Origin of the sequence: Streptomyces harbinensis (genome assembly GCF_900116145.1) — a bacterium.
GTDB lineage: Bacteria > Actinomycetota > Actinomycetes > Streptomycetales > Streptomycetaceae > Streptomyces > Streptomyces carpaticus.
Genome location: NZ_FPAB01000011.1, coordinates 85,671 through 109,844 on the forward strand (window position 1 = coordinate 85,671; position 24,174 = coordinate 109,844).

Sequence of the window (24,174 nt, forward strand, 5' to 3'; positions counted from 1 at the left end):
CACGCTACGCAGCGGAAACCCGGCACGGCATGGGGGTAACCCCCGGCTTGGGGATGGTGCCGGCTCCGTGAGGGAGGGTTGTGCGGCTCGGAAATGCCAAGCGATCCTCGCCCGAGCATGCTGGGATCAACCACCATGAGTGATCATTTTCCCGATGCGGCCGATCTGGCGGACCGGATGGAACGGAACCTGGCGGAACACGCTTGTCACCTGCACCGGAGTACGGCCGGTGCGACCGTCGTGGAGGCCGGTGACCTCCTGATCGCGGACAGCGGTCTGGACGACGACACGTTCAACATCGTTGCGGCGGCCCGCTTTTCCGCCGCCGCCGTGACGGCACGTATCACCGAGACGGTACGGGCTCTGTCCGGTACCGGCCGCCGTTTCTCCTGGTGGGTGGGGCCCGCCTCGACACCGCCGGACCTCACCGACCGCCTGGCGGCGGCCGGGCTGCCCGCGTCCGAGCGTGAGACGGCGATGTGGGCCGAACTGGACGACACCCTGCCATCGCCCGCCGTCCCCGGCCTGGACATCCGGCAGGCGACCACCTCCGGCCAACTCGCCGACTACGCCACGGTTCTGGCCGCGAACTGGGACCCGCCCGCCGAAACCGTCCGCAGCTTCTTCGCCCGGGCCGCCCCGCAGGCGCTGGCCGCGTCCTGCCCGGCCCGGTACCTGGTCGGCTATGTGGAGAACCGTCCGGTCTGTACCGCCGAGGTGTTCCACCACGCCGGGGTCGCCGGTATCTACAACATCTCCACCCTGGCCGCCCACCGCCGGCGCGGCTACGGCGGCGCCATCACCCTCGCTGCTCTCCGCACGGCCCGCGACCGGGATCACCGCGTCGCCGTGCTCCAGGCATCGGCCGATGGCGAGCCCGTCTACCGCCGCCTGGGGTTCCGCCCCTGCGGTCGGTTCACCGAACACGCCATCGCTCCGTGAACGGCCGGATCCACGGGCCGGCCGTCCGCCCTTCCCGGCCGGGCCGGGCCGGGGCGGGAGCAGCCGCTCGCCGGTGGCCGCGCGGCGGCTCGCGAGCGTGTCGTAGCCCCGAGCCCGAGCCCGAGCCCGGAACCACGGCGTCGTGTTCGTGCCCGGCTTCGGCGGTTGGGGCCTCGCTGGGCGGTGTGCCGAGCCCGCCGCACCTGGTGTCGTACCCGGGCGGCCGGCCGGCGCGAGGCGGGCCACGCGGACCGGTTCTCAGCGCCGTGTCGGACTCGGGTGAGTCGTCGCGCCGCCCTGCTGCCCGCGATCGACGGGGGCTCGGTCGCTGCCCGACCGCCGGGTGCGGCCGAGGGCGGTGAGTCCGCCCGCGCGCGTTCCGGCCCGTGTTCAGCCGGCCCGGCGGCGACGCGGCCTGCCTCGGCACCGAAGCGGCGGCGAGGGCGGCCCGGACGCTGTCCACTGCTGGTCCGGGGGATGTCCCGGAGGCGGGGAAGGTGTTCACGCGTGGTCCGGCGCCCAGCGCCCGGTCCGGGCGATGCGGTTCCCGTAGGTCCCGTACGCGCCGGGTGGGCTCCGCCGTCCCGGAGTCAGTGGATGATCGACACGATCCGGCAGGCCGCTTCTGCCAGGTTCCGGTCGCCCTCGACGCGGGCCCGGGCCAGGGCGGTGGCCGGGGTGATGCCCCGGGTGCACAGCCGCCACGCGGTGTCCGCGTCCAGCGCGATCCGGGTGACGGGCGCCCCGGCGGCGGGTTCGGCCAGTGTCCAGCCGTCCGCGAGGGCGGTCGCGGTCCAGGCGCCGCCGGCCGGGCCGTCGACGCTCATCCGGAGCTGCGTCCCTTCCGGGGCGCGGGTGTGCCGGAGGGTGTGGGGCAGGGCGCGCAGGAAGGTGTCGAGTACCACCGCGAGGACGTGTGGATCGGGGTCGGTTTCCTGCCCCACGGCGTGCCGGATCTGCTGGCGGTGGGTCCACAGCTCGGTGAACTCGCGGGCGCTGTCCAGCCACATCGGTGCCGGATCGACCCCGGCCCAGGAGACGCCGAGCGCGGGTGCGGCGAGATCGGCGGTCCGGAAGAGGCCGGCCACCTGTCCGCCGATCAGGTCCAGCGTGTCGGTGAGAGTGGCCGGGCTCAGCCGGGCGCAGGCGTCGACCCACTCCTGGTTCGCCCGGTGGATGAACGCCTCCAGCGTCTCTCCGGGCGCGGGGGCCGGACCGTCCCGGTGGCCGTCGCGGTCACGGGCGAGCCGTCCGTAGCAGTCGCCGAGGAGATGCGCGGCCAGGTCGCGTACCGACCAGCCCGGGACCGCCTCGGCGCGCCAGTCGTCCGGCCGCAGGCCGCGCAGGGTGGCGATCAGCGCGGCGTGTTCGGCGGCGAACAGCGGCCGGGCGTCGATCGGCGCGCCGAGCCGGGAGATCTCGGGTACGGGTCCGGGGCGGGACATCATGGCCCCAGGATGCTGGCCGGGGTGCGGGGCTGCCACGGAATATCCCGCAGGTGCTGCGCGCCGGGCCGGGCCGGGCGCGCAGCACCTGCGACCGCGCCCGGCCCGGGCTCGTACCGGTCAGGTTTCGAGAAGCCCGGGACCGTCCGGCGTGGCTACCGTCGAGGCGACCCGGATCTCACGGAACAGAAGGAGCACGTGGTGCCGAAGGATCCCAAGAGCACGAAGAACGCGAAGGATGCGTCCACGCCGGACGGCTTCTCCGAGCAGGAGCGCGCCGCCATGAAGGAGCGCGCCGCCGAACTGAAGGCGGCGGGACGCCGGGGGCGCGGTGCGGCCAAGGCCGCCGCAGAGGAGAAAGACCTGCTCGCCAAGATCGCGAAGATGCCGGAGCCGGACCGGCAACTGGCCGAGCGGGTGCACGCCCTGGTCACGGAGACCGCGCCGGAGCTGGCGCCGAAGCTCTGGTACGGGCAGCCCGCGTACGCCCGGGACGGGAAGGTGGTGTGCTTCTTCCGCAGTGGGCTGATGGACAAGACCCGGTACTCGGTGTTCGGGTTCAACGAGACCGCGAACCTGGATGATCCGAGCGGCCTGTGGCCCACGTCGTACGCCCTGTCCGAGCTGACCGAGGCCGCCGAGACCACGCTGCGGGAGCTGATCCGGCAGGCCGTCAGCTGACGTACTGGCCGGCGAACTCCGCCGTGGGGGCGATGGGCGTGATGACGTCGATCAGCACGCCGTTCGGGTCGGCCACGATGAAATGTCGCTGGCCGAAGTCCTCGTTCCGCAGGGTCAGTTCCGGGGTGAGCCCGGCGCGGGTGACGAGGCGGTCCCACTCGGCGTCCACGTCCGTGACCTCGAAGTTGAGGAGCAGGCCACGGACCGGGGTGCGGTAGGCGGCGGGCAGGGTCGGGTGGGTGTGGTCGAGGAGCGCGAGTTCGTACGGGGGATCGCCGGGGCGGCGCAGGCTGAGGTACCAGTCGGCCTCGAAGGTGATCTCGAAGCCGAGCAGCCGGGTGTAGAAGTCGCGTGACGCGGCGAGTCGTTCGGTGCAGATCACGGGGTAACAGCTGGTCAGATCCATGGTTCCGCCCTTTCACGTACCATCGGTATGCGAGAAACCTAGTTCGCATACCGCTGGTACGTCAAACGAGGAGCGGCGACGATGGCAGAGCACGGCATCCGGGCCCAGCAGCGCGAGCGCACCCGGCTCACCCTGGTGCGCACCGGCAGGGAACTGTTCGCCGGGTCCGGCTACGCCGCCGTGGGCCTGTCGGCGATCGTGCGGGCCGCCGGGGTGACCAAGGGCGCGCTGTACCACCACTTCTCCGGCAAGGAAGAACTGTTCCGGGTGGTGCTGGAGGAGGTGCAGCAGGAGGTCGGCGCGCGGGTGGCGGCAACGGCCGGGCGGCACCCGGACCCGTGGGACCAGCTGGTGGCCGGCTGCCGCGAGTTCCTGGCGGCGTCCACCGCGCCGGAGATCCAGCGGATCATGCTGGTGGACGGCCCGGCCGTGCTCGGCTGGAGCGAGTGGCGGGCGATGGACGCGGCGGCCTCCGCCCGCCACCTCCGGGACGCGCTGACCACGCTCGTCGATGCGGGCGTTCTTCCCGCGCAGCCCGTCGCCCCGCTCGTCCACCTGCTGTCGGGTGCGATGAACGAGGCGGCCCTGTGGCTGGCCTCGCCCGCCGCCGGGCCCGGTGACCTCGCCGACACCCAGGCCGCGCTCGACCGGCTGCTGCTGGCGATGCGCGACGCCGGGGGCGGGGTGGGGCGGTAGGGGTGGACGGCGGTCCGCGCGGCGGGCGGACTGGCGCGGCCCGGCCTCGGCGCCGCCCGCCCCCCGGTCACACCCCGGCGGACTCGCCCCGCTGGAACTCGCGCGGCACCGTCGCCGGGGTGACCGGCGCCCCGGGCGATCGTTCGTTCTCGCCGTTCTCGCCGTTCTCGCCGTTCTCGCCGTCCCCGCCGTCCGCGTCCCCCTCCCCGGCCGGCGGCGAATCGCACAGCTCCGCCACCGGGGTGTCCGTCACCCGCTGGATCTCCTCGGCGTCGGTGCGGGTGAGCCAGCCGCTCACGCGGCACGCCTCCGCCCGCCAGGTGTCGGTGTCGTCGAGCCGGACGACCGTCACCGTGCCCCTGGCCGACCAGGCCGAGGACGTCGCCTCCCACGGGCCGTACAACAGGGTGTCGCCGGAGGTGGAGGTGGCCAGGAAATCTCCGCCCCGCCCCACGTCCCAGTGCTCGACCGGGATGGCGGAATCGGGCTCGTAGATGCCGACCCGGTCGGCGGCGGCCAGCTGGAAGCGGCCGTCCGGACGCACGGACGGCGAGATCGCGGGGTTGTGGGCGCAGCCGGGGCACACCTCGGTGGGCCCGGAGAGCCGGCGCGGCGGGTCGTCGCTCCCCGGCGCCGGGACTTCCCACTGTTCCCAGGCCGTCCCGGGCCGCACGACCATCAGGTGCCGCTCGTTGTGCGGGTTGTGGAAGATCGCCACGTTGATACGGGCGCCGGTGTCGATGCGCCGTTCCGGCACCTCCCGCCCGGCGGCCAGCTCCACCACCCGCACCTCCGGGCCGCCGTTGGTGACGGAGATGTGGCCCTCGGAGGGGTGGTTGGCGACGCGTAACTGCCCGGCGTGCAGCGGGTCGTCGCTGAGCACTCCGAGATCCGCGAGGTCGACCCGGTCGATCCGCTCCCCGGTGGCCACGTCCCACCGCTCGACCACGGTGCCCGAGCGGGTGATCAGCCGGTCGTCCTGGAAGAACATGTCCACCCCGGGGAGCGAGTTGGGGTGGGGGTCGTCCGGCGGCGCGGTCACCTGGAGTTCCGTGACCTCTTGGAGCGTGGCCGTGTCCCGGATGACGATATGACCCTCCTCGGTCATGAGGTCGGCCATCAGGGTGTCCTCCCGGTCGACGGCCACGACGTCGAACAGCTCCGGCACGTGTGTGGCCCCCCGCCGTTCGACGCGTGCCAGCTCCTCGTACTCCTGCCCGGACGCGCCGATGTCGTACAGCAGCAGGGCGGATCCACCCTCGCCGGGGGACGCGTCGTCGGTCGACCGGTCGCTGTAGGAGAGCATCACCTCCCCGTCCCCGAGGAGCCTCATCGCCCCATGAACGGGCTCGTTCACCACCGACTGCTCCAGCAGGGCGACCGTTTCGTCGGTGGCGACGAGGAAGAAGTAGCGGTCGCCGTCGCGCAGGAGGCCGGGGTGCTTGAGGTGTCCGAAGTCCTCGGTCAGGGCGTTGCCCGGGGTCTGCGGGAGCCGGGTGGCTTCGCCGTCACCGGACAGCGCGTAGACGACGGGGGTCACGGAGCCGTCCGAGACATAGCGGCCGGCCGGGTCGAGCGCCGGTGCTCCCCCGTAGCAGGTCTCCGGGACGACGGTCTGTGTCTCCACACCGGACCGGGCCACATGCAGGGTGTTGTCGGGGTCGCAGACGGCGACGGTTTCCCCGTCGCCCGAGACGGCGGCGCTGGTGATGTCCTCGGCGACGATGCCGAGGAGCTCTCCCGACCGGAGGTCGATGTTCAGCAGGTCGTCGGCCGTCTCCACCAGCACCCGGTCCGGGGTCCGGCTGAACCACACCTGCTCCGACCAGTACGGCTCCGGAAGCGTGACGGGCGGTCGCGCGACGCCCGCGTCCAGGTCCCACCAGTGCAGGGTGTTGTCGTAGGCGGACGCCACCACGACCCGGTCGCCGTCCCGCGAGACGGCGACCGACCGCTGGTCGCGGCTCAGCCCGCTCTCGTCCATCGCGAACTTCTGCCCGGCGATCGTCCGGCCCTCCTCCAGCCGCAGGGCGCCCTCCGTCCCCGGCTCCCCGGGGCGGCTCAGTTCGTGCCAGACGAGGGCGCCGGACAGGGTCACCCATCCCACCCGCCCGCCGTCGGGCGACACGAAGGGGTAGATGGCGTAGTCGTCCCCGAACGGCAGCCGTTCGCGGTACAGCTGCCCGTTCCCGTCCCGGACGAACAGCGTGACCTGCCCCTCCCGGCCGCTGACCAGGATCACCCGCCCGTCGTCGCTGGTGGCGAGCCGCTGTACGCCGCCCCGGGCGCCGGACATCATCACCTCCGTGAAGCCGTAGGCGATGTAGGTCTGCAACAGCGCGTCCTGTGCCTCGCCGGTCGGTGCCCGCTCGTGGGCGGCCAGCGCGTAGAGCGCGGCCAGCGGGGGATCGGTGCCCAGCACGGCGGCCGATTCCGCCGCCAGCGCGCGGGAGTCCGACTCCTGCTGGCGCACGGCGCTGACCCGCGTCTGATAGGCGAACAGCGCTCCGGCGACGACGGCGATCACCAGGGCCGTGGTGAGCCCGGTGACCACCCCGTTCCGTACCCGCCGTTGCCGGCGCAGCCTGCCCCGTCCCCGGTCCAGGAAGTCCGCGTCCGCCGTGTCGATGTCCTCGCGCCGCCCGGCCAGCCACGGTCGCGCGGCCTCCAGGGCGGTGGCGCCCGGCAGGAGGTCGTCGGGGGCGCCGGCCGTCTCCCAGCGCAGCCGGTCCTGGCGCAGCCGTTCGTACCAGGCGAGGAAGTCCCGGTCCTCCTCCGCCCAGTGGCGCAGCCTCGGCCAGACGCTGATCAGCGCCTCGTGCGCCAGCTCGACGCTCTCGCCGTACCGCACGTCCTCCTCGGTGGCGGGCGGCGCGATCACCAGCAGCCGCTGGTCGGCGAGGGCGCGCGCCGCCTCCCATTCGCCGTCGGGCAGTTCGGTGCGGCGGACGGTGCGGCGGATGGGGGTACGGGTGCCGGGTGGCAGCCGGATCAGCCGGGTCAGCAGCCGCCGCAGCTGCCGGGCGGCGTCCTCCTCCGCATCCCCGCCGGGGTCCTCCGGTACGCCCTCGCCGGCCGTCGCCGTGTACCGCCGCCAGGTGTGTTCCGCCCGCTGGGCCAGCGCTCCGTGCACCCCGCCCAGCCGCGCGTACGCCTCCTGGGTCAGCAGCCCGGCCCGCTGCTCGCGCCACAGCTGGTCGAGGGTGAACGCCAGCAGCGGCAGTACCCCGGCCGCGTTCCCCACGTCGGCGACGATCCGGTCCACGAGCCCGTCCTGGTACGCGACGGCCGGCACCCGCCCGACCGGTCCGGTCACCACCTCGCGGATCTGTTCCCCGGTCATCTGCGGCAGCACGAACGTGGCGCCCTGCACGGCGCGCCGCAGCAGCGGCTGTTCCTCGACCTGCGGCAGGAAGTCCACCCGCAGCGTGGTCAGGATCCGCAGCCCCTCCGGCGGTTCGGGGCCGAACAGCAGCCCCAGGGTGGCCGTCGCCTCCTGGCGGGTCAGCAGCTCCTCCAGCTGGTCCACCACGATCACCAGCCCGTCCACCCCCAGGGTGGTGCGGATCTGGTCGATCAGTTCGGGCAGCCGGCCCTCGGCCAGCTCGCGCCGGGTCGAGCGGATCTCGGTGCGCTGGGCGTGCCCGTGCAGCCCGGGGCGGATCAGCGAGGACAGGCCGGCCGCCAGCGCCCCCAGCAGATCGCGGGTGCGCGGCACCACGCAGGTGGCCAGGCCCTCCGCGCGCAGCCGGGGCACCACCCCGGCCCGTACCACCGAGGACTTGCCGCAGCCGGAGGCGCCCAGCACCGTCACCAGCGGATGGCCGAGCACCAGCCGGGTGATCCGTTCGGTCTCCCGGTCGCGGCCGAAGAACGCCTGGCTGTCGTGCTCCTGGTACGCCCCCAGACCGGGGAACGGGGACGGCAGGCCCACCACCTCCCGCAGGGACGGGGCGGCGGCCACCAGGCGGTCGGTGGGGATGAGGAACGCCACCGGGTTGCCGAGGTCGGCGGCGACTACCATGCCGACGACGGCGGCGAGTTCGTCGTCCCACACCGGCGCCCCGCTGAATCCCCGGCGCACCGGGTAGCGGCCGTCGGCGGCCTGCTCGAACTGGAGCCAGCCGTTGCCCTGTTGCTGCCGCAGCACGGCGGCGTGCCATACCCCCTGGTGGTGCCCGCGCGGAAAGCCGAGCGTCCTGGCCCGGTGTCCCCACAGCCGGTCGCCGGTCTCCACCAGCGGCACCGGCCGGGTCCCGGGCAGCGGCGCGGCCACCTCCAGCACGGCCACGTCCGTCCCGGGGTGCCAGTCGCGCACGGTCGCCGGGAAGGGGCCGGGGCCGTGGACGGCCCCGACATCCACCATGACCCGGCTGCCGGGACCCGTCCCCGCGCCCGTATCGAGGACGTGCGCGCAGGTGACGGCGAGCCGGTCGGTCACCAGGAACGCGGCACCGGCCACGGCGCCGTCGGGACGCAGCACCCGCAGGATGCCGCCGGCCAGCGGCGCGGGCTCGTACGCGGTCACCGCCGTACGGGTCGGGCGCGGGCGGGCGTGGGTGCGGTGCCTTCACCGGACCCCGATAACGTACATGCCGTCATATGACAATCCCCCTCTTTCTTCACCCTTCACGGATATGCCCGACGCGCTCGATCGGTACGCGAAACGGCCGATCCTCCATCACATCTGCACGCGGACGGCCCGCGCACCGGACCGGACGGGGCCGCTTGACAGCGGGTGAACGGCCTGTTGGTGACGGTGTGTGTACCGGCAGGGAACCGTTCGCCAGGTGGCTGTGCGGTCGTCGGCCTGTCGGCGATCGTGCGGGCTGCCGGGGTGACCAAGGGCTCGTTGTGCCACCACTTCTGCGGCAAGGAGGAACTGTTCCGGGTGGCGCAGCAGAAGGTCGGCGTGCGGTGGCGGCGCCGGCCGGGCGGCACCCGGACCTGTGGGTCAGTTGGTGGCCGGCTGCCGCGAGTTCCTGGCGGCAGCCGGCCCGGAGATCCAGCGGATCATGCTGATGGACGGTCCGGCCGTGCTCGACCGGCTGCTCCTGGTGATGCGGCTCCCAGGGTCAGTCCGCACCACCGCATTGCGGCCTCACATGGAAACGCGTCGTCGTTTCCATGCGGTAGGACTTCCCCTGGTGCTGATAGGAGATGGCCGCGCCCTCCATGGAGGCATGTCCGGTGGCTTTGATGCCGATGAGGAGGTTGGAAGCCTGGTGACCCTCGATGACGGCCTTCCCGATGTCTTCCCGCAGGCTCCAGTACGAGCCGCCGTCGGACGTCTCCGTGTATTCGGCGGGTGGGTACTCGTCAACGAGGCCGATCAAGGTCGTCGTGGAGGGATCTACGGGCGGTGGAAGTATGACCGCCTCGATCAGTTCCATGTCTTCGGCACCGATCAGCTCCCCGCCTGTGATGGTCACGGGGGCATCCGCTTCGTTCACCAACCAGTCGTGGCCCATGGAGAATATGGCTTCGCCTTCACCCGGACCGCAGACGGAGGCGGCCTCGCCTCCTGCCGACAGAGGGCCGTTCTCGCTGACGGAGCCTGTGCAGCCGCTGGCAGCGACCAGGACGGCCGCCGCCAGCGTCGCCACGCGATGGGGCGCCATGACGTCATTTTAGTCGTGTCCTTGACGAAATCTGATCCCGGCGATGTCTGTCTCGTTGCCGTCCGGTTTCTGGATGGTGCCGATGGCCATCGGTTCGGATGGCAACTCGCGCGAACCGGTCAGCTCCGGAAGCCATGGCTCTTCCGGTTGTGCGGATGGATTGGCATGTGCTGTGCCGCCCATTGCCGGAACGGTGGTCGGGTGCCGCCCTTTCTGTCGGGTGGTGCTCGCGGACGTCCCGTTCGGAGCGCCCTGGCGCCTCCCGGTGAGCATGCTCCTGGGGCCGCTTGACAGCGGGTGAGCGGCCTGTTTGTAATGGCGGGCGTGCCACGTGGCGCCGGCCGGAGAGCAGTGGGCAGGCCGGCAGCCGGGCGAGCACCGTAGTAGAAGGGCTTCCGCCATGAGTTCTCACTCCGCGCCCTGGACCGACTGAGCGTAGCGAGCGGCTGAACCCGCCCCGGCTGTGACCGGGTGCCGGTTTCCCTCCCCACGCGCAGTTCCTTCCCCTTTTCTGTCGCGCGCTCCGACGCGCCACTTCGCCCTGCCGCGCTGCCCCGACGCGGGCGGCGCGGACATCTGCACGCGCCCTGGTGCGCGCCCTTTCTGGAGACACACCACACCCATGTCCTTCAACCAGTCCGTCATCGAGGAGTTCCGGGCACGCGGCGGCAAGGTCGGCGGCCCCTTCGAGGGCGGCGCTCTGCTGCTGCTCACCACCACCGGCGCCCGGTCGGGGAAGGAACACACCACCCCGCTCGGCTACGTCCGCCACGACGGCCGGCTGCTGGTCGTCGGCTCCGCCGGCGGCGCCGACCGGCACCCCGCCTGGTATCACAACCTGCTCGCGCACCCGATGGTGCGGGTGGAGGTCGGCACCGACGAGTACCACGCGATCGCCGTGCCCGCCGAGGGCGAGCGGCGTGACCGGCTGTTCGCCGAGGTCGTCCGGGTGGCCCCCGGATACGCCGACTACCAGGAGCGGACCTCCCGGACCATCCCGGTCGTCGTCCTGGAGCGCTCCGGGCCCGACGCCGCCGACCTGCCGGAGGCGATCGCCGACTTCGGCGCCAAGCTGCTGGAGATCCACGCCTGGCTGCGCGCCCAGCTGCGGGCGGTACGGGCCGAGGCCGCCGCGTACTTCGCCGACCGCGCCGATCGTGAGGACCGCGCCGACCGCGTCGACCGGTCCGTTCCCGGGCTCGGGCTCCGGATCCGCCAGCACTGCCTGGCCTTCTGCGAGTCGCTGGAGTTCCACCACACCAGCGAGGACGCGGGGATGTTCCCGATGCTGGAACAGCACCACCCCGGGCTGCGCGCGGCCATCGACCGGATGCGGGAGGAACACGTCACCGTGAACCGGATCAAGGGCGAACTGCTCGGCCTGCTCGGCGGCGTCCGCGACGCCGACCCGGACCGGTTCCTGGCCGAGCTCGACCGGATGACGGACGAGCTGACCGCCCACCTCGACCACGAGGAGACGGTGCTGCTGCCGGTGCTGGCCCGGATGCCGTTCCCGCCGCTCGCCCGGTAGCACGCGCGGGGGCGGGGCGGCGGAACCCGCGTTCCGCCGCCCCGCCCCGGTTCACCGGCCCCGGCCGGTCAGTCGTCGTCGTTCTCCTTCTCGTACGCGGTGACCTCGCCCGTCGCCACGGCGACCTTCACCTCGTGCTCGTAGCCGTCGCCGCGCAGCTCGATCTCCCAGTGCCGGCCGTCGTCGTCCAGGTCGGCGTCCTTGAACGCGGCGCCGGTGTGCTGCTCGGCGATCAGGATCGCCTCCACGATGTCGATGCCCGAGCTGGGGATGACCTGGCGGTCGTCGTCGTCATCGTCGTCGTCGTTGTCGAGGTGGCTGCGCAGCACCTCGGTGCCGTCCTCGTTGATCTCCACGTCGTACCACTGGCCGTCGGTGCCGAAGATGTCCACCTCCCACACCACCGTGCCGTTGTCCCGGTGGTCCCGCTCCAGGTCGGTGACGAACCCGGGCGCCTCGCTCAGCGCCAGCGCGGTGACCCGGCTGTACCGGCTGTCCCCGTCCTGGCCCTGGCCGGCGTCCTGGCTCTGGTCCCGACCCTGCTCCTGCTCCCGCTCCGCGTCGTCGTCCCGGTCGTCCCGGTCGTCGTCCCGGCCGTCGTCGTCCCGGTCCGAGATGTCCACCGCCGCCGCGGCCTGCTCCGTTCCCCGCAGCTCCTGCTCCCCGCCGCCCGAGCCGGAGGCCAGGGCCACTCCGCCGATCGTGCCGCCCGCGATGACGGCGCCGGCGGCGGCGATGGCGATGAGGGTGTTGCGCTTCATGAGGGACTCCCCGATGTCTTCGTCGTGTGTCGCGCTGACGTTCCGTACCTTCGCGCACCCTTGCTGAAGGCAGCCTGAAGACACCTGAAGTCTTCTTCAGGAACGATTTGCGAAGCTGTTCCCCATGCGCCTGCTGATTGTGGAGGACGAGACGCGGCTGGCCCGCTCTCTCGCCCAGGGCCTGACGGCCGAGGGCTTCGCCGTCGATGTCGTGCACACGGGAACCGACGGACTGCACCGGGCGACCGAGGGCGACTACGACCTGATCATTCTCGACATCATGCTCCCCGGCATGAACGGCTACCGGGTCTGCGCCGCGCTGCGCGCCGCGGGCGACGAGACGCCGATCCTCATGCTCACCGCCAAGGACGGCGAGTACGACGAGGCGGAGGGCCTGGACACCGGGGCGGACGACTACCTCACCAAGCCGTTCTCGTACGTGGTGCTGGTTGCCCGGGTCCGCGCCCTGCTGCGGCGGCGCGGCAGCACCGGCGGCGGCGCGCCCGCGCTGCGGGTGGGCGATCTGGTGGTGGACCGGGTCAAGCGCCAGGTGAGCCGGGGCGGCGCGGAGGTGTCGCTGACCGCCAAGGAGTTCACCGTGCTGGAGCACCTGGCCTCCCGGGCCGGCGAGGTGGTCTCCAAGGCGCAGATCCTGGAACACGGCTGGGACTTCGCCTACGACGGCGACCCCAACATCGTCGAGGTGTACATCAGCGCCCTGCGCCGCAAACTGGGCCCCGGCCTGATCCACACCGTGCGCGGAGCCGGGTACCGGCTGCTGGCGGACCCCCGTGGCTAGCGTCCGGGCGAAGGCGTCGGCCGGGGCCACCGTGGTGGTGGCGGTGGCGCTGATCGCCGCCGCGCTGCTCATGCTGGTGGCGCTGCGCTCGCAGCTGACCGAGCAGGTGGACCTGCGAGCCGAGGTCACCGCCCGGGACGTGGCGGGGCAGCTGGCCACCGGGACGGAGTTCGGGGATCTCGACCTGGACGGCAGCAGCGGCCCGGTGCAGGTGCTGGACGCCGACGACGACCGGCTGCTGGCCGTCAGCCCCGCGCTGGAGGCGATCAGCGGGACGGAGAGCGACGCGGTACGGCTGCCCGACCCCGCGCCCACCGACCCCGGCCGGCCCGGCGACCTCCAGCGCGACCCCGACGACGACGACGATGACGACGACGATGACGATGACGACGATGACGATGACGACGACGCGCGCCGCCTCGGCCCCGGCCAGGTGGACGAGGACATCGACTTCGTCACCGGCGAGGCGACCGTGGCGGGTGCGTCCGGCGCGTACCGGTTCGCCGTCGTGGAGGTGACCACCCCGGCCGGGGTGGAGACGGTGGTGTTCGCCGGCGCGCCGCTGGAGGTCGAACAGGCCGCCGTGGACAGCGTCCGCACCTCCATGCTCATCGGCATCCCGGTGCTGCTCGTCGTGGTCGCCGGCGTCACCTGGCTGGTGACCCGGCGCGCGCTGCGTCCGGTGGAGGGCATCCGGCAGGAGATGGCGGCGATCACCCACTCCACGGATCTCTCCCGCCGGGTGCCGGAGCCCGCGACGCGTGACGAGGTGGGGCGGCTGGCGATCACCACCAACGAGACGCTCGCGGCGCTGGAGTCCTCGGTGGAGCGGCAGCGGCGGTTCGTCGCGGACGCCTCGCACGAGCTGCGCAGCCCGATCGCCTCGCTGCGCACCCAGCTGGAGGTGGGGCAGGCGCACCCGGACCTGCTGGACCTGCCGGGCGCGGTGCACGACACGGTACGGCTCCAGGAACTGGCGGCGGACCTGCTGCTGCTGGCCCGGCTGGACGCGGGCGAACAGCCGGTGGCCGGGCGGCGGGTGGACCTGGCGGCGCTGGTGCGGGAGGAACTGGCCGCCCGGGAGCCGCTGGTGTCCGGCGCGCGGCTCGCGGTGAGCACCGAGCTGGCCGAGGTCACGGTGGCGGGCTCGAAGGGCCAGCTGGCCCGGGTGGTCGGCAATCTGTGCGACAACGCCCTACGGCATGCGGCGGAGAGGGTACGGGTATCCCTCCGCACCGAGGACGGGCGGGCCGTCCTGGAGGTGGCGGACGACGGAACGGGGGTGCCGGAGGATCAGCGGGAGCGGATCTTCGAGCGCTTCGTGCGGCTCGACGACGCGCGCAGCCGGGACGCGGGCGGCGCCGGGCTCGGGCTCGCCATCGCCCGCGACGTGGCGCTGCGCCACCACGGCACGCTCACCGTGCAGGACGCCCCCGAGGGCGGCGCCCTGTTCCGGCTGGTCCTCCCGGTGGGCCGGGAGGAGGGGGACACGTAAGGGGAGGAGCGGTGCGGGCGGGCCCGCGCGAAGGTTCGCGGCCGGTCCCGGTCCCGGTCCCGGTCAGGCCCGCCCGCCGCGCTCGCCGTGCAGGTGCCGCGCGACGGGAGCCAGCGCCTCGTACAGCCCGTCCAGGGAATCGGCCGGCAGCAGATCGACGAAGTGCCGCCGTACCGAGGCCACGTGGTGCGGGGCGACCTGCCGCATGGTCTCCCAGCCGTGGTCGGTCAGCACGGCGAACAGGCCGCGTTTGTCGGAGTCGCAGTGTTCTCTGCGGACCAGCCCGGCTCTCTCCATGCGGGTGATCTGGTGCGAGAGCCGGCTCTTGGACTGGAGCGTGGCCGCCGCGAGATCGCTCATGCGCATCCGGCGTTCGTCGGACTCGGAGAGATTGACCAGGATCTCGTAGTCGTTCATGGTCAGGCCGAACGGCTGGAGGTCCCGTTCCAGCTGGTACATGAGCAGCTTGCTGACGTCCAGGTGGGTGCGCCACACGCGCTGTTCCACCTCGGACAGCCAGCGGGTGCCGGTATCGGTGTCCATAATCCCGAACAATAGCCGCGCGTCCCGACCCCGCCCCCGCCCGGAATGATCGTCAGGGCGGCTGCGAGAATCGCACGCATGGACCTCAAGACCGTCTCCGCCCTGCGACGGCTCCGGCTGGTGTCCGCCCCAGAGGCGATCTCCTTCCTGGTGCTCCTCGTGTGCTCCGTTCTCAAGCGGACCACCGACTTCAACGCCGTGCCCGTCATGGGCGCGGTGCACGGTGCGCTCTTTGTCGCTTACGTCCTGTTCTGGGCGGATGCCTGGAACCGCGCGAAGTGGCCGCTGAAGACCGCCGCCTACTACTTCCTGATGTCGGTGATCCCGCTGGGCGGGTTCTTCGCCGAGCGCAGCCTGCGCCGCGTCGAGGAGGACTCGCTGATCGCGCTGCGCGCCCGCCGCGAGGGCGTCGTCAACGCCTGACGGGCCCGATTTCCCCCGTTCGAAGGACTCCGCCCGGCGCCCCGGGACCGGCACGCGTCAGCGCCGGGCCAGGTAGCCGCGCATCGCCTTGTGGAGCGACCGGTTGACCGCACCCGGCAGCGGTCGCTCCCACTCACCCAGCATCTCCACCGCCTCCCCGCCCGTGCCCAGCTTCCAGCGCAGCAGCCCGAACGCCCGTACGTCCGGGTCCAGGGTCGCCGGTATCCCGCGCATGTCGTACGCCGAGGCCCCCAGCAGATGCGCGTCGCGGATCATCTGCCACTGGAGCGCGTTGCTGGGCCGCACGTGCCGCAGATGGTCGGCCGAGGCCCCCGACTGGTACCACAGGCGTGCCCCGTCCGCCGAGCGCAGCAGGGTGTGGGCGGCCAGCACCTCCCCGTGGTACCGCGCCGTGTACAGCCGCATGCCGCCCTCGGGCTGCTCCTCGTTCAGCACCGCGTACTGCCGCTCGTAGTACTCCAGTGACCGGCCGAGCCGGAAGCCGTCGCGGCGCTCGGTGATCCCCAGCAGCCGGTGGAAGGCCGGCAGATCCCACGGCCCCGACACCTCGGTGACCACGCCCGCCCGCGCCGCCTTCTTGATGTTGCGCCGCCACTCCTGGTTCAGGCCGCTCCACACCTGGTCCAGATCGCGGCCGGCCAGCGGGATCTCGAAGACCAGCCGCGGCTGCGCGTCCCCGCCGCCGCCCCCGCCGCCCGGCTCGGGGTCGCAGCGGCTCCAGCCGGCCGCCCGCAGCCGGTCGGCGACCACCGCCCCGACCGGCTCCACCCGGTCCGGCAGCACCTCGTGCACCGAACGCCCGGGCCCGGTGGCGTCCTTGAGGGTACGGGCGGACCACCGGCGGTACGCCAGCGGCGGCCCCATCCGCACCGCGAACGCCCCGCCCGTCTCCAGATGCGCCAGCAGCGGCTCCAGCCACCCGGCCAGCCGGGGCGAGGACCAGTCGATGACCGGGCCCTCCGGCAGATACGCGAACGTACGGCGCACCCCCGGCGCCTCCCGGTGCAGCACCAGGGCGGCGCCCACCAGCCGCTCCAGCTCGTCGAACCAGCCCAGGCTCTCCGCCGTCCAGCCGTCCTTCACCCGCGCCCAGGCCGGGGTCTGCAGAAAGCTCACCTGGCCCCCGTGCCCGGCGTCGGTCAGGGCACGCCGGCCGCGCAGAAACGCCAGGTGGTCGGCGGCGGGCAGCGGCCGTACCCGCAGCGCGGCGGCGGTGCCCGCCGGCGCCGCCGGACGGGGCGTCGCGGTGGTGATCGCCATGGTCATTCCCTTCCGGATGGCGGGGCGCGCGGCTGCGCTCCGCCCGTTCATCCGGTGTCACGTCCGGGACGGGGGCGAGGTGACAGAGATTTTTCCGACAGGGGTACGAGGCGACGCGCGCGCCCGCCGTCGGGCACAATCCTGAGCTGCGCACACCAGGCGGAGGGGGACCGGTCACCGTGACCGTCGAAGCAGCAGCAACCAGGGGGAACGCGGCGGACGAGGCCGCGCGGAAGGCGCCGCCGCCGCGGCCGAAGAGTTCGCTGGCGCGGGACAGCGCGATCTCCGCCGGGGGGTCGCTGGTCTCCCGGGCCACCGGGTTCGTCCGCAGCGCCATCGTCGTCGCGGCGCTGGGCACCACCCTGCTCGGCGACGCGTTCAACGTCGCCAACACGGTGCCCAACATCCTCTACTTCCTGCTCATCGGCGGCGCCCTGAACGCGGTGTTCGTACCGCAACTGGTGCGGGCCGCCAAGGAGCACGAGGACGGCGGCGCCGCCTACACCGACCGGCTGCTCACCGCCTGTGTGCTGGCGCTGCTGTTCCTGACCGCCGCCGCCGTGCTCGCCGCGCCCTGGCTCGTGACGGCGTACGCCCCCGGCTTCACCGGCGCGCAGCGCGATCTGACGGTGGCGCTCGCCCGCTACTGCCTGCCGCAGGTGCTCTGCTACGGGCTGTTCACGCTGCTCGGGCAGGTGCTGACGGCGCGCGGCCGGTTCGGGGCGATGACCTGGTCGCCGGTGCTCAACAACCTCGTGGTGATCGGCGTCTTCGGCCTGTACATCGCGATCGCCGGCCAGGTCACCGAGGCGGGCGGGATCACCGACGGCCAGGCGATGCTGCTGGGGCTCGGCTCCACCGCCGGGATCGCCGTCCAGGTGCTGGCCCTGCTGCCCGCGCTGCGCGCGGCCGGGTTCCGGTGGCGTCCGCGCTTCGACTGGCGCGGCTCCGGGCTCGGCACCCCGTTCCGGGCGGCGATCTGGACGGTGCTGCTGGTGCTGGTCAACCAGGCCGCGTACTGGGTGGTCACCCGGCTGTCCACCTCCGCCGGGGTCGCGGCGGCGGCCGAGGGCGTCGCGGAGGGCGTCGGTTTCACCGCGTACACCAACGCGTATCTGCTGTGGGTGGTGCCGCAGGGCATCATCACCGTCTCGCTGGTGACCGCCATGCTGCCGCGGATGAGCGCCAAGGCGGCGGACGGCGACCTGGCGGCGGTCGGCCGCGACATCGCGCGCGGGCTGCGCGGCAACGCGGTGATGATCATCCCGGCGGTGCTGGGGTTCGTGGCGCTGGCGCCGCAGCTGATGGGCGTGGTGTTCGGGCACGGGCAGACCACCGAGGGGGACGTGCGCGCGCTGGCCTGGATCCTGATCGCGTTCGCACCGGGGCTGCCGGCCTTCGCCGCGCAGTATCTGCTGGCCCGCGGCTTCTACGCCCTCAGTGACACCCGTACCCCTTTCTTTCTGAACGTGGTGATCGCGGCGATCAACGCTGGCGCGGCCATCGCCTCCTATCTGTGGCTGCCGTCCCGCTGGGCGGTGGCGGGCATGGCGGCCGGGTACGCGCTGGCCTGCACGGTGGGGCTGCTGTGCACGGTCCGGGTGCTCTCCCGCCGCATCGGCCGCTGGCCCGGCACGGCGGGCACCCAGCTCCGGCTGCTGCTGGCCGCCGCCCCGGGCGCGGCGGCGGCGTGGGGCTTCGCGCGGCTGAGCGCGGACCTGCTGGGTCCGGGGCTGCCGGCGGACGCGGCGGGGCTGCTGGGCGGCGGAGTGCTGCTCGGCGCGTCGGTGCTGCTGCTGGCCCGCCCGCTGCGGATCACGGAGGTGGCCGCGCTGACGGCCCGGGTGCGCGGCATGACCCGGCGCGGCGGCTCCCGGCGGCGGGCGTCGTGACGTTCCGGCCCCCGGCACCGCCGGCCATCCGCTCCGGAGGGCGCCGGTGAGCGCGCGCCAGGAGCGGGAGCGGGAGGCGCGGGAGTCGTTCGACACCTACTACGCGGCCTCGGCCACGCGGCTGATCTCCGCCGTGTTCGCGGTGACCGGCAACCTCGCCGACGCCGAGGACGCGGTCCAGGAGGCCTACGCGCGGGCCTGGCTGCGCTGGGACAGGCTGTGCGCCGAGGGCGACCCGGCGCCCTGGATCCGTACCGTCGCGCTGCGGCTGGCCGTCAGCACCTGGCGCAAGGCCCGCAACCGGCTGCGGGCCCAGTTCCGGCACGGCCCGCCGCCGGACGTACCGGCGCTCGCCCCGGACCGGGTGGCGCTGATCGAGGCGGTGCGGGCGCTGCCCGCCGATCAGCGCAAGGCGATCGTGCTGCACCATCTGCTCGATCTGCCCGTGGCACAGGTGGCCCGCGAACTGGGCGCCACCGAGACCGCCATCAGGACCCGGCTCAGCCGCGCCCGCAAAGCACTCGCCGTCCGTCTGGACGGCCCCGCGCCGGACCCGGCCGCCCCGGCCGGGCCCCGGCGCCGTACCCCCACCCACCGGAACCGGAAGGGACTCCCGTCCGCATGAGCGACGACGGCCTCGGCGCAGAGCTCCGGGCCCTGCGCCAGCACCTCGAACCCGGCGTGGCCCCGGCCGGGCCGGCCGAGGTCCGGCGGCGCGGCGAGCGCCGCAGAGCACGGCGGCGCACCGCCGCCGTGACCCTGTCCGTCGGCCTGGTCGCCGCCCTCGGCCTGGGCGGCTGGGCGCTGGCGCCCCGGCCGGGCGGCGAGCCCGTACCCCCGGCCGCCGCCGACCCGTCCCCGCCGGACACCGCGCCCTCGGCGACGCCGCTGCCCGCGCTGCCCCCGGCCGCGCTGCCCGGTGTCTGGCGCGGCTGGGAGTGGAGGCCCGCGGCGCCGGCCGATGCGGCGGAGAACCGGCTGATGACCTTGACCATGCACCGGGACTGCGGCTGGCCGCTGACCGGCGAGCAGCTGGGCGCCGAGAACGGCGCGTCCACCTTCTACACCGAGGAACTGGGCGGCGCCTGGTCCTCCTACGAGGTGATGGAGTTCGCGGACGAGGCGCGGGCCGCGGAGGCGTTCACCCGGCTCCAGGGGAACCGCGAGTACTGCACGCTGTTCCCCTCCGGCGCTTCCGTGCCCGCTCCGGTGCCCCTGGTGGACGGGACCGATGTCGTGCTGTACCAGCAGGTCCTGGAGGCGGACGGGGTGTACGAGGCGGCCCTCGTCGTCGCCTGGCGCGGCGAGCGGGTGGCGGTGCTGCGCACCCTGCTCTCGGTGGGTTCCCCGACCGATCAGCGGATGGACGACGCGGACCGGACACCGGGCGGCGTGCCGGGCCCGCCGCTGGACGGCGAGGCGACCCCGCACGACTGCCTCGCGGTGCTGGTGGCCGACGGGGTCGCCTTCGCCGAGGAGGACTGGACCTGTCCGGCCGAGGACTGAGACGCTGCCGCGCCGGATGTGACCAGCGGGTAGGGTTTTGCTGTGCCGAAGCCGCTCAGCCTGCCGTTCGACCCCATCGCCCGCGCCGATGAGCTGTGGAAGCGGCGATGGGGGTCCGCGCCCGCCATGACCGCGATCACCTCGATCATGCGCGCCCAGCAGATCCTGCTCGCCGAGGTCGACGCCGTCGTCAAGCCGTACGGTCTGACCTTCGCCCGTTACGAGGCCCTGGTCCTGCTCACCTTCAGCAAGGCCGGTGAGCTGCCGATGTCCAAGATCGGTGAGCGCCTGATGGTGCACCCGACCTCGGTCACCAACACCATCGACCGGCTGGTGCGCTCCGGGCTGGTCACCAAGCGCCCCAACCCGAACGACGGCCGCGGCACCCTCGCCTCCATCACCGACAAGGGGCGCGAGGTGTGCGACGCGGCCACCCGGGACCTGATGGCGATGGACTTCGGCCTGGGCGCCTACGACGCCGAGGAGTGCGCGGAGATCTTCGCGATGCTGCGCCCGCTGCGGGTGGCGTCCGGGGACTTCGCGGGGGAGTGAGCCCGCCTCCGGGCCGTCCGGTATGACCCGATAGGCTGCGCCGCATGAAGCAGAGCGTGCTGACCCGCTACCGGGTCATGGCTTATGTCACCGCTGTGATGCTGCTGGTGCTGAGCACCTGCATGGTCTTCAAGTACGGATTCGGCAAGGGTGAGGATCTCACCTTCGTGGTCTCCCAGGCCCACGGCCTGCTGTACATGGTGTACCTGGTCTTCGCCTTCGATCTGGGCCAGAAGGCCCGCTGGCCGTTCGGGAAGCTGCTGTGGATCCTGGTGTCCGGGAGCATCCCGTTCGCCGCGTTCTTCGTGGAGCCCAAGGTGGTGGCCGAGGTGAAGCCGCTGATCGCCGGTGACGACGAGGACGGCGAGGGCGCGCAGGGCGCGGCCGGCTCCCTCAGCAAGGTCTGACCCCGCGCCGGTGCGGTGACCCCCGCGCACCGGCGCATGTCGCTCGACATTTAGTAGGACGTCCAAGTAAATTGGGCTCATGGGTACCAACGCCGATGCCATCGCCGCGGGCCGCCGTCGCTGGCAGGACCGGTACGACGCGGCCCGCAAGCGTGACGCCGACTTCACCACCCTCTCCGGTGACCCCGTCGACCCCGTCTACGGCCCCCGTCCGGGTGACACCTACACCGGCTTCGAGCGGATCGGCTGGCCCGGTGAGTACCCCTACACCCGCGGCCTGCACCCCACCGGCTACCGGGGCCGTACCTGGACCATCCGCCAGTTCGCCGGCTTCGGCAACGCCGAGCAGACCAACGAGCGCTACCGCATGATCCTGGCCGCCGGCGGCGGCGGGCTCTCGGTCGCGTTCGACATGCCCACCCTGATGGGCCGCGACTCCGGCGACCCGCGCTCGCTGGGCGAGGTCGGCCACTGCGGGGTGGCCATCGACTCCGCCGCCGACATGGACATCCTCTTCCGGGGCATCCCGCTCGGCGAGGTCACCACCTCCATGACGATCAGCGGCCCGGCGATCCCGATCTTCTGCATGTACATCGTGGCCGCCGAACGCCAGGGCGTGGACCCGGCCGTCCTCAACGGCACCCTCCAGACCGACATCTTCAAGGAGTACATCGCCCAGAAGGAGTGGCTGTTCCAGCCCGAGCCGCATCTGCGGCTCATCGGCGACCTGATGGAGCACTGCACCCGCACCATCCCCGCCTACAAGCCGCTGTCGGTCTCCGGCTACCACATCCGCGAGGCCGGGGCCACGGCGGCGCAGGAGCTGGCGTACACCCTCGCCGACGGCTTCGGCTACGTCGAGCTGGGCCTGTCCCGGGGCCTGGACATCAACACCTTCGCCCCCGGCCTCTCCTTCTTCTTCGACGCCCACCTCGACTTCTTCGAGGAGATCGCCAAGTTCCGCGCCGCCCGCCGCATCTGGGCCCGCTGGATGCGCGAGGTCTACGGCGCCACCAGCGAGAAGGCGCTGTGGCTGCGCTTCCACACCCAGACCGCCGGCGTCTCGCTCACCGCCCAGCAGCCGTACAACAACGTGGTGCGCACCGCCGTCGAGGCGCTGTCCGCCGTGCTCGGCGGCACCAACTCCCTGCACACCAACGCCCTGGACGAGACCCTTGCGCTGCCCAGCGAGCGCGCCGCCGAGATCGCGCTGCGCACCCAGCAGGTGCTCATGGAGGAGACCGGCATCACCAACGTCGCCGACCCGCTGGGCGGTTCCTGGTACGTGGAGCAGCTCACCGACCGGATCGAGGCGGACGCCGAGAAGATCTTCGAGCAGATCAGGGAGCTGGGCGCCGGGCGCGCCGAGCACCCGATCGGGCCGATGACCTCCGGGTTGCTACGCGGCATCGAGGACGGCTGGTTCACCGGGCACATTGCCGAGGCCGCCTTCCAGTACCAGCGCGCCCTGGAGAAGAACGACAAGCGGATCGTCGGCGTCAACTGCCACACCGGCTCGGTCACCGGCGAGCTGGAGATCCTGCGGGTCAGCCACGAGGTGGAGCACGAGCAGGTACGCGCCCTGGCGGCCCGGCGCGCCGCCCGCGACGACACGGCCGTCCGGGCGGCCCTGGCCGAGCTGGTGCGGGTGGCGCGTACCGACGGCAACATGATCGAGCCGATGCTGGACGCCGTACGCGCCGAGGCCACCCTGGGCGAGATCTGCGGCGCCCTCAAGGACGAGTGGGGCGTCTACACCGAGCCGCCCGGCTTCTGAACGGCCACCCGCCGGCCCGGCCCCCTCTGCCGGCCCGGCCGCGGGTCAGTACGGCCGCTCGCGGGCCAGCACCCGCATGTGCAGGCCCTTGGGCATCAGCGTCACCTTGGCGGCGGCCCGCACCGGCCGGGTGTGGGCCGGGATCAGTCGCCAGCGGGAGATGATCGCGGTCAGGATCAGCGCGGCCTGCGCCATCCCGAAGCGGTCCCCGATGCACTTGCGGGCGCCGGCCCCGAACGGGATGTACGCGCTGCGGTCGGCCGGCGGCGACAGCCAGCGGTCCGGCTCGAAGGTGTCCGGCTCCTTGTACAGCTCGGGCAGCCGGTGGATGAGGTACGGGCTGTACCCGACGGTCGTGCCGGCCGGCAGCACCACCCCGCCCAGCTCCGTGTCGCTGGCCACGGTGCGGGTGGTCATCCACGCCGGCGGGTACATCCGCAGCGATTCCAGCAGCACCCGGTTGGTCATCTCCAGGGCGGTCGGGTCCACCAGCACCAGCGGGGTGTCGCGCAGCGCCTTGCGGGCCTCCTCGTACAGCAGGATGTCGAGATCGGTGCGCTGGGCGAGCAGGTGCAGCGACCAGGAGACGGCGGCGGCCGTGGTGTCCGAGCCCGCGTAGAGGAAGATGATCACCTGGTTGACCAGTTCCTCGTCGGACAGGGAGTACCGGCCGCCCTTGCTGTCCGGGTCGACGGCGTTGGCGAGCGAGGAGAGCAGATCGCCGTGGTCGGTGGTGGCCGCGCGGCGGGCGGTGATGATGTCGAACACGGTGGATTTGAGCCGGTCCAGGGCCCGCCGGTAGCGGCGGTTGGCCGGAAGCGGCAGCCGGTTGAGCACGCCGGGGCTGACCGCGCGCCGGAAGATGCCCTCGCTCAGGGTGATGAAGTCGTCCAGGATCTGGGAGGCGACCTGTGCCGGCAGTGTCCGGGCGAACATGGTCTCCACCGCGACCACCGCCGTCAGCCGGGTCAGCGCCTCGGTGACGTCCACCACCTGCCGGTCCTGCCAGGACTTGGCCAGATCCTCGGCGAGATCCGCGAACGCCACGTTGTACCCCGGGAAGCGGTCCGCGTGGAACGCCGGCTGGCACAGCCGGCGCTGCCGCCGGTGCATGTCGTGCGGGCAGCTCAGCAGACCATTGCCCGCGACCTCACGGCCCCGCTCGAACAGCGGCCCGCCCTTGTCGAAGATGCTGTCGTTCAGCAGCACCTGCCGGGTCAGCGCCGGGTCGCAGACCATCACCACCGAGCGGGTGCCCATCCGGATCCGGACCAGTCCGCCGTGGGTGGGCAGGGACGAGACGAAGTCCAGCGGACGGCGTACCAGCGGCACGGCGTGCCCGAGCAGCGGCAGGGCGCCCGGGGCGAGGGGGAGAGAGGTCACAGCTGTCACGGATGCACCCCTGCTCCACCGGCG

The 24,174-nt window shown here is 72.9% G+C and carries 22 protein-coding genes; 13 read left to right on the forward strand and 9 right to left on the reverse strand.

Annotation, left to right across the window (positions count from 1 at the left end; genetic code table 11):
• Positions 1–177 precede the first annotated feature (177 nt).
• On the forward strand, positions 178–942 hold the full coding sequence (locus BM385_RS23860; RefSeq protein WP_093844322.1) for a GNAT family N-acetyltransferase: 765 nt from the start codon (positions 178–180) through the stop codon (positions 940–942).
• A 590-nt stretch (positions 943–1,532) separates the two neighbouring features.
• Here the strand turns inward: BM385_RS23860 and BM385_RS23865 are convergent.
• Positions 1,533–2,390 (reverse strand): maleylpyruvate isomerase family mycothiol-dependent enzyme, encoded by an 858-nt coding sequence (locus tag BM385_RS23865; RefSeq protein ID WP_093844323.1) that lies wholly within the window; start codon positions 2,388–2,390, stop codon positions 1,533–1,535.
• 195 nt (positions 2,391–2,585) lie between these two features.
• Between BM385_RS23865 and BM385_RS23870 the strand changes: the two genes are divergently transcribed.
• On the forward strand, positions 2,586–3,068 hold the full coding sequence (locus BM385_RS23870) for a DUF1801 domain-containing protein (RefSeq protein WP_019434385.1): 483 nt from the start codon (positions 2,586–2,588) through the stop codon (positions 3,066–3,068).
• Here BM385_RS23870 and BM385_RS23875 read toward each other — a convergent pair.
• Entirely contained in the window at positions 3,061–3,474 is a 414-nt protein-coding gene (locus BM385_RS23875) for a VOC family protein (RefSeq protein WP_019434384.1), read from the reverse strand. The genes BM385_RS23870 and BM385_RS23875 overlap by 8 nt on opposite strands.
• Positions 3,475–3,555: 81 nt before the next feature.
• Here BM385_RS23875 and BM385_RS23880 point away from each other — a divergent pair, with 81 nt between their 5' ends.
• Positions 3,556–4,170: a TetR/AcrR family transcriptional regulator gene (locus BM385_RS23880; protein ID WP_093844324.1), complete on the forward strand. Its 615-nt coding sequence runs from the start codon at positions 3,556–3,558 to the stop codon at positions 4,168–4,170.
• Positions 4,171–4,237: 67 nt separating this feature from the next.
• Here the strand turns inward: BM385_RS23880 and BM385_RS23885 are convergent, their stop codons facing one another.
• From BM385_RS23885 to BM385_RS28065, 3 genes are all read right to left on the reverse strand, one after another.
• Positions 4,238–8,698 carry an nSTAND1 domain-containing NTPase gene (locus BM385_RS23885; RefSeq protein WP_093844325.1) on the reverse strand — a complete coding sequence of 1,487 codons (4,461 nt, stop codon included), beginning with the start codon at positions 8,696–8,698 and terminating at the stop codon, positions 4,238–4,240.
• A 547-nt stretch (positions 8,699–9,245) separates the two neighbouring features.
• Entirely contained in the window at positions 9,246–9,791 is a 546-nt protein-coding gene (locus BM385_RS28060; protein ID WP_254791721.1) for a hypothetical protein, read from the reverse strand.
• A 9-nt stretch (positions 9,792–9,800) separates the two neighbouring features.
• Positions 9,801–9,974, reverse strand: a complete 174-nt coding sequence (locus tag BM385_RS28065; RefSeq protein ID WP_246337998.1) for a hypothetical protein — start codon at positions 9,972–9,974, stop codon at positions 9,801–9,803.
• Positions 9,975–10,413: 439 nt separating this feature from the next.
• On the opposite strand from BM385_RS28065, the gene BM385_RS23895 reads away from it, so the two are divergent.
• On the forward strand, positions 10,414–11,322 hold the full coding sequence (locus BM385_RS23895) for a nitroreductase/quinone reductase family protein (RefSeq protein WP_093844326.1): 909 nt from the start codon (positions 10,414–10,416) through the stop codon (positions 11,320–11,322).
• Between the two features lie 68 nt (positions 11,323–11,390).
• Here the strand turns inward: BM385_RS23895 and BM385_RS23900 are convergent, their stop codons facing one another.
• Positions 11,391–12,083 carry a PepSY domain-containing protein gene (locus tag BM385_RS23900; RefSeq protein WP_093844327.1) on the reverse strand — a complete coding sequence of 231 codons (693 nt, stop codon included), beginning with the start codon at positions 12,081–12,083 and terminating at the stop codon, positions 11,391–11,393.
• A 124-nt stretch (positions 12,084–12,207) separates the two neighbouring features.
• Here BM385_RS23900 and BM385_RS23905 point away from each other — a divergent pair, with 124 nt between their 5' ends.
• Together BM385_RS23905 and BM385_RS23910 are read left to right on the forward strand one after the other, a co-directional pair.
• Entirely contained in the window at positions 12,208–12,882 is a 675-nt protein-coding gene (locus BM385_RS23905) for a response regulator transcription factor (RefSeq protein ID WP_019434378.1), read from the forward strand.
• The gene (locus tag BM385_RS23910) at positions 12,875–14,377 is read left to right on the forward strand and encodes a sensor histidine kinase (protein ID WP_093844328.1); all 1,503 of its coding nucleotides are present in this window, start codon (positions 12,875–12,877) and stop codon (positions 14,375–14,377) included. The genes BM385_RS23905 and BM385_RS23910 overlap by 8 nt, the downstream gene beginning before the upstream one ends.
• 63 nt (positions 14,378–14,440) lie before the next feature.
• Here BM385_RS23910 and BM385_RS23915 read toward each other — a convergent pair whose 3' ends face one another.
• Entirely contained in the window at positions 14,441–14,920 is a 480-nt protein-coding gene (locus BM385_RS23915) for a MarR family winged helix-turn-helix transcriptional regulator (RefSeq protein ID WP_019434376.1), read from the reverse strand.
• 78 nt (positions 14,921–14,998) lie between these two features.
• Between BM385_RS23915 and BM385_RS23920 the strand changes: the two genes are divergently transcribed.
• On the forward strand, positions 14,999–15,343 hold the full coding sequence (locus tag BM385_RS23920; protein ID WP_093844329.1) for a DUF3817 domain-containing protein: 345 nt from the start codon (positions 14,999–15,001) through the stop codon (positions 15,341–15,343).
• Between the two features lie 57 nt (positions 15,344–15,400).
• Here BM385_RS23920 and BM385_RS23925 read toward each other — a convergent pair whose 3' ends face one another.
• The gene (locus BM385_RS23925; protein WP_093844330.1) at positions 15,401–16,630 is read right to left on the reverse strand and encodes a lipid II:glycine glycyltransferase FemX; all 1,230 of its coding nucleotides are present in this window, start codon (positions 16,628–16,630) and stop codon (positions 15,401–15,403) included.
• Between the two features lie 173 nt (positions 16,631–16,803).
• On the opposite strand from BM385_RS23925, the gene murJ reads away from it, so the two are divergent.
• The 6 genes from murJ (at position 16,804) to icmA (ending at position 22,758) form a co-directional block, all read left to right on the forward strand.
• Positions 16,804–18,516, forward strand: coding sequence for a murein biosynthesis integral membrane protein MurJ (gene murJ, locus BM385_RS23930; protein WP_093844331.1), 1,713 nt, complete (start codon positions 16,804–16,806; stop codon positions 18,514–18,516).
• A gap of 46 nt (positions 18,517–18,562) precedes the next feature.
• Positions 18,563–19,141, forward strand: a complete 579-nt coding sequence (locus BM385_RS23935; protein WP_093844332.1) for a SigE family RNA polymerase sigma factor — start codon at positions 18,563–18,565, stop codon at positions 19,139–19,141.
• Positions 19,138–20,022 carry a hypothetical protein gene (locus BM385_RS23940; protein ID WP_093844333.1) on the forward strand — a complete coding sequence of 295 codons (885 nt, stop codon included), beginning with the start codon at positions 19,138–19,140 and terminating at the stop codon, positions 20,020–20,022. Before BM385_RS23935 ends, BM385_RS23940 begins: the two co-directional genes overlap by 4 nt.
• Before the next feature lie 42 nt (positions 20,023–20,064).
• Positions 20,065–20,574, forward strand: a complete 510-nt coding sequence (locus tag BM385_RS23945) for a MarR family winged helix-turn-helix transcriptional regulator (protein WP_019434371.1) — start codon at positions 20,065–20,067, stop codon at positions 20,572–20,574.
• Between the two features lie 44 nt (positions 20,575–20,618).
• Entirely contained in the window at positions 20,619–20,981 is a 363-nt protein-coding gene (locus BM385_RS23950) for a DUF3817 domain-containing protein (RefSeq protein WP_051131155.1), read from the forward strand.
• 79 nt (positions 20,982–21,060) lie between these two features.
• Positions 21,061–22,758, forward strand: coding sequence for a coenzyme B12-dependent isobutyryl-CoA mutase large subunit (gene icmA / locus BM385_RS23955; protein ID WP_093844334.1), 1,698 nt, complete (start codon positions 21,061–21,063; stop codon positions 22,756–22,758).
• A gap of 45 nt (positions 22,759–22,803) precedes the next feature.
• Here icmA and BM385_RS23960 read toward each other — a convergent pair whose 3' ends face one another.
• A complete protein-coding gene (locus tag BM385_RS23960; protein ID WP_254791722.1) occupies positions 22,804–24,150 on the reverse strand; it encodes a cytochrome P450 in 1,347 nt (448 codons plus the stop codon).
• Positions 24,151–24,174: the final 24 nt, after the last annotated feature.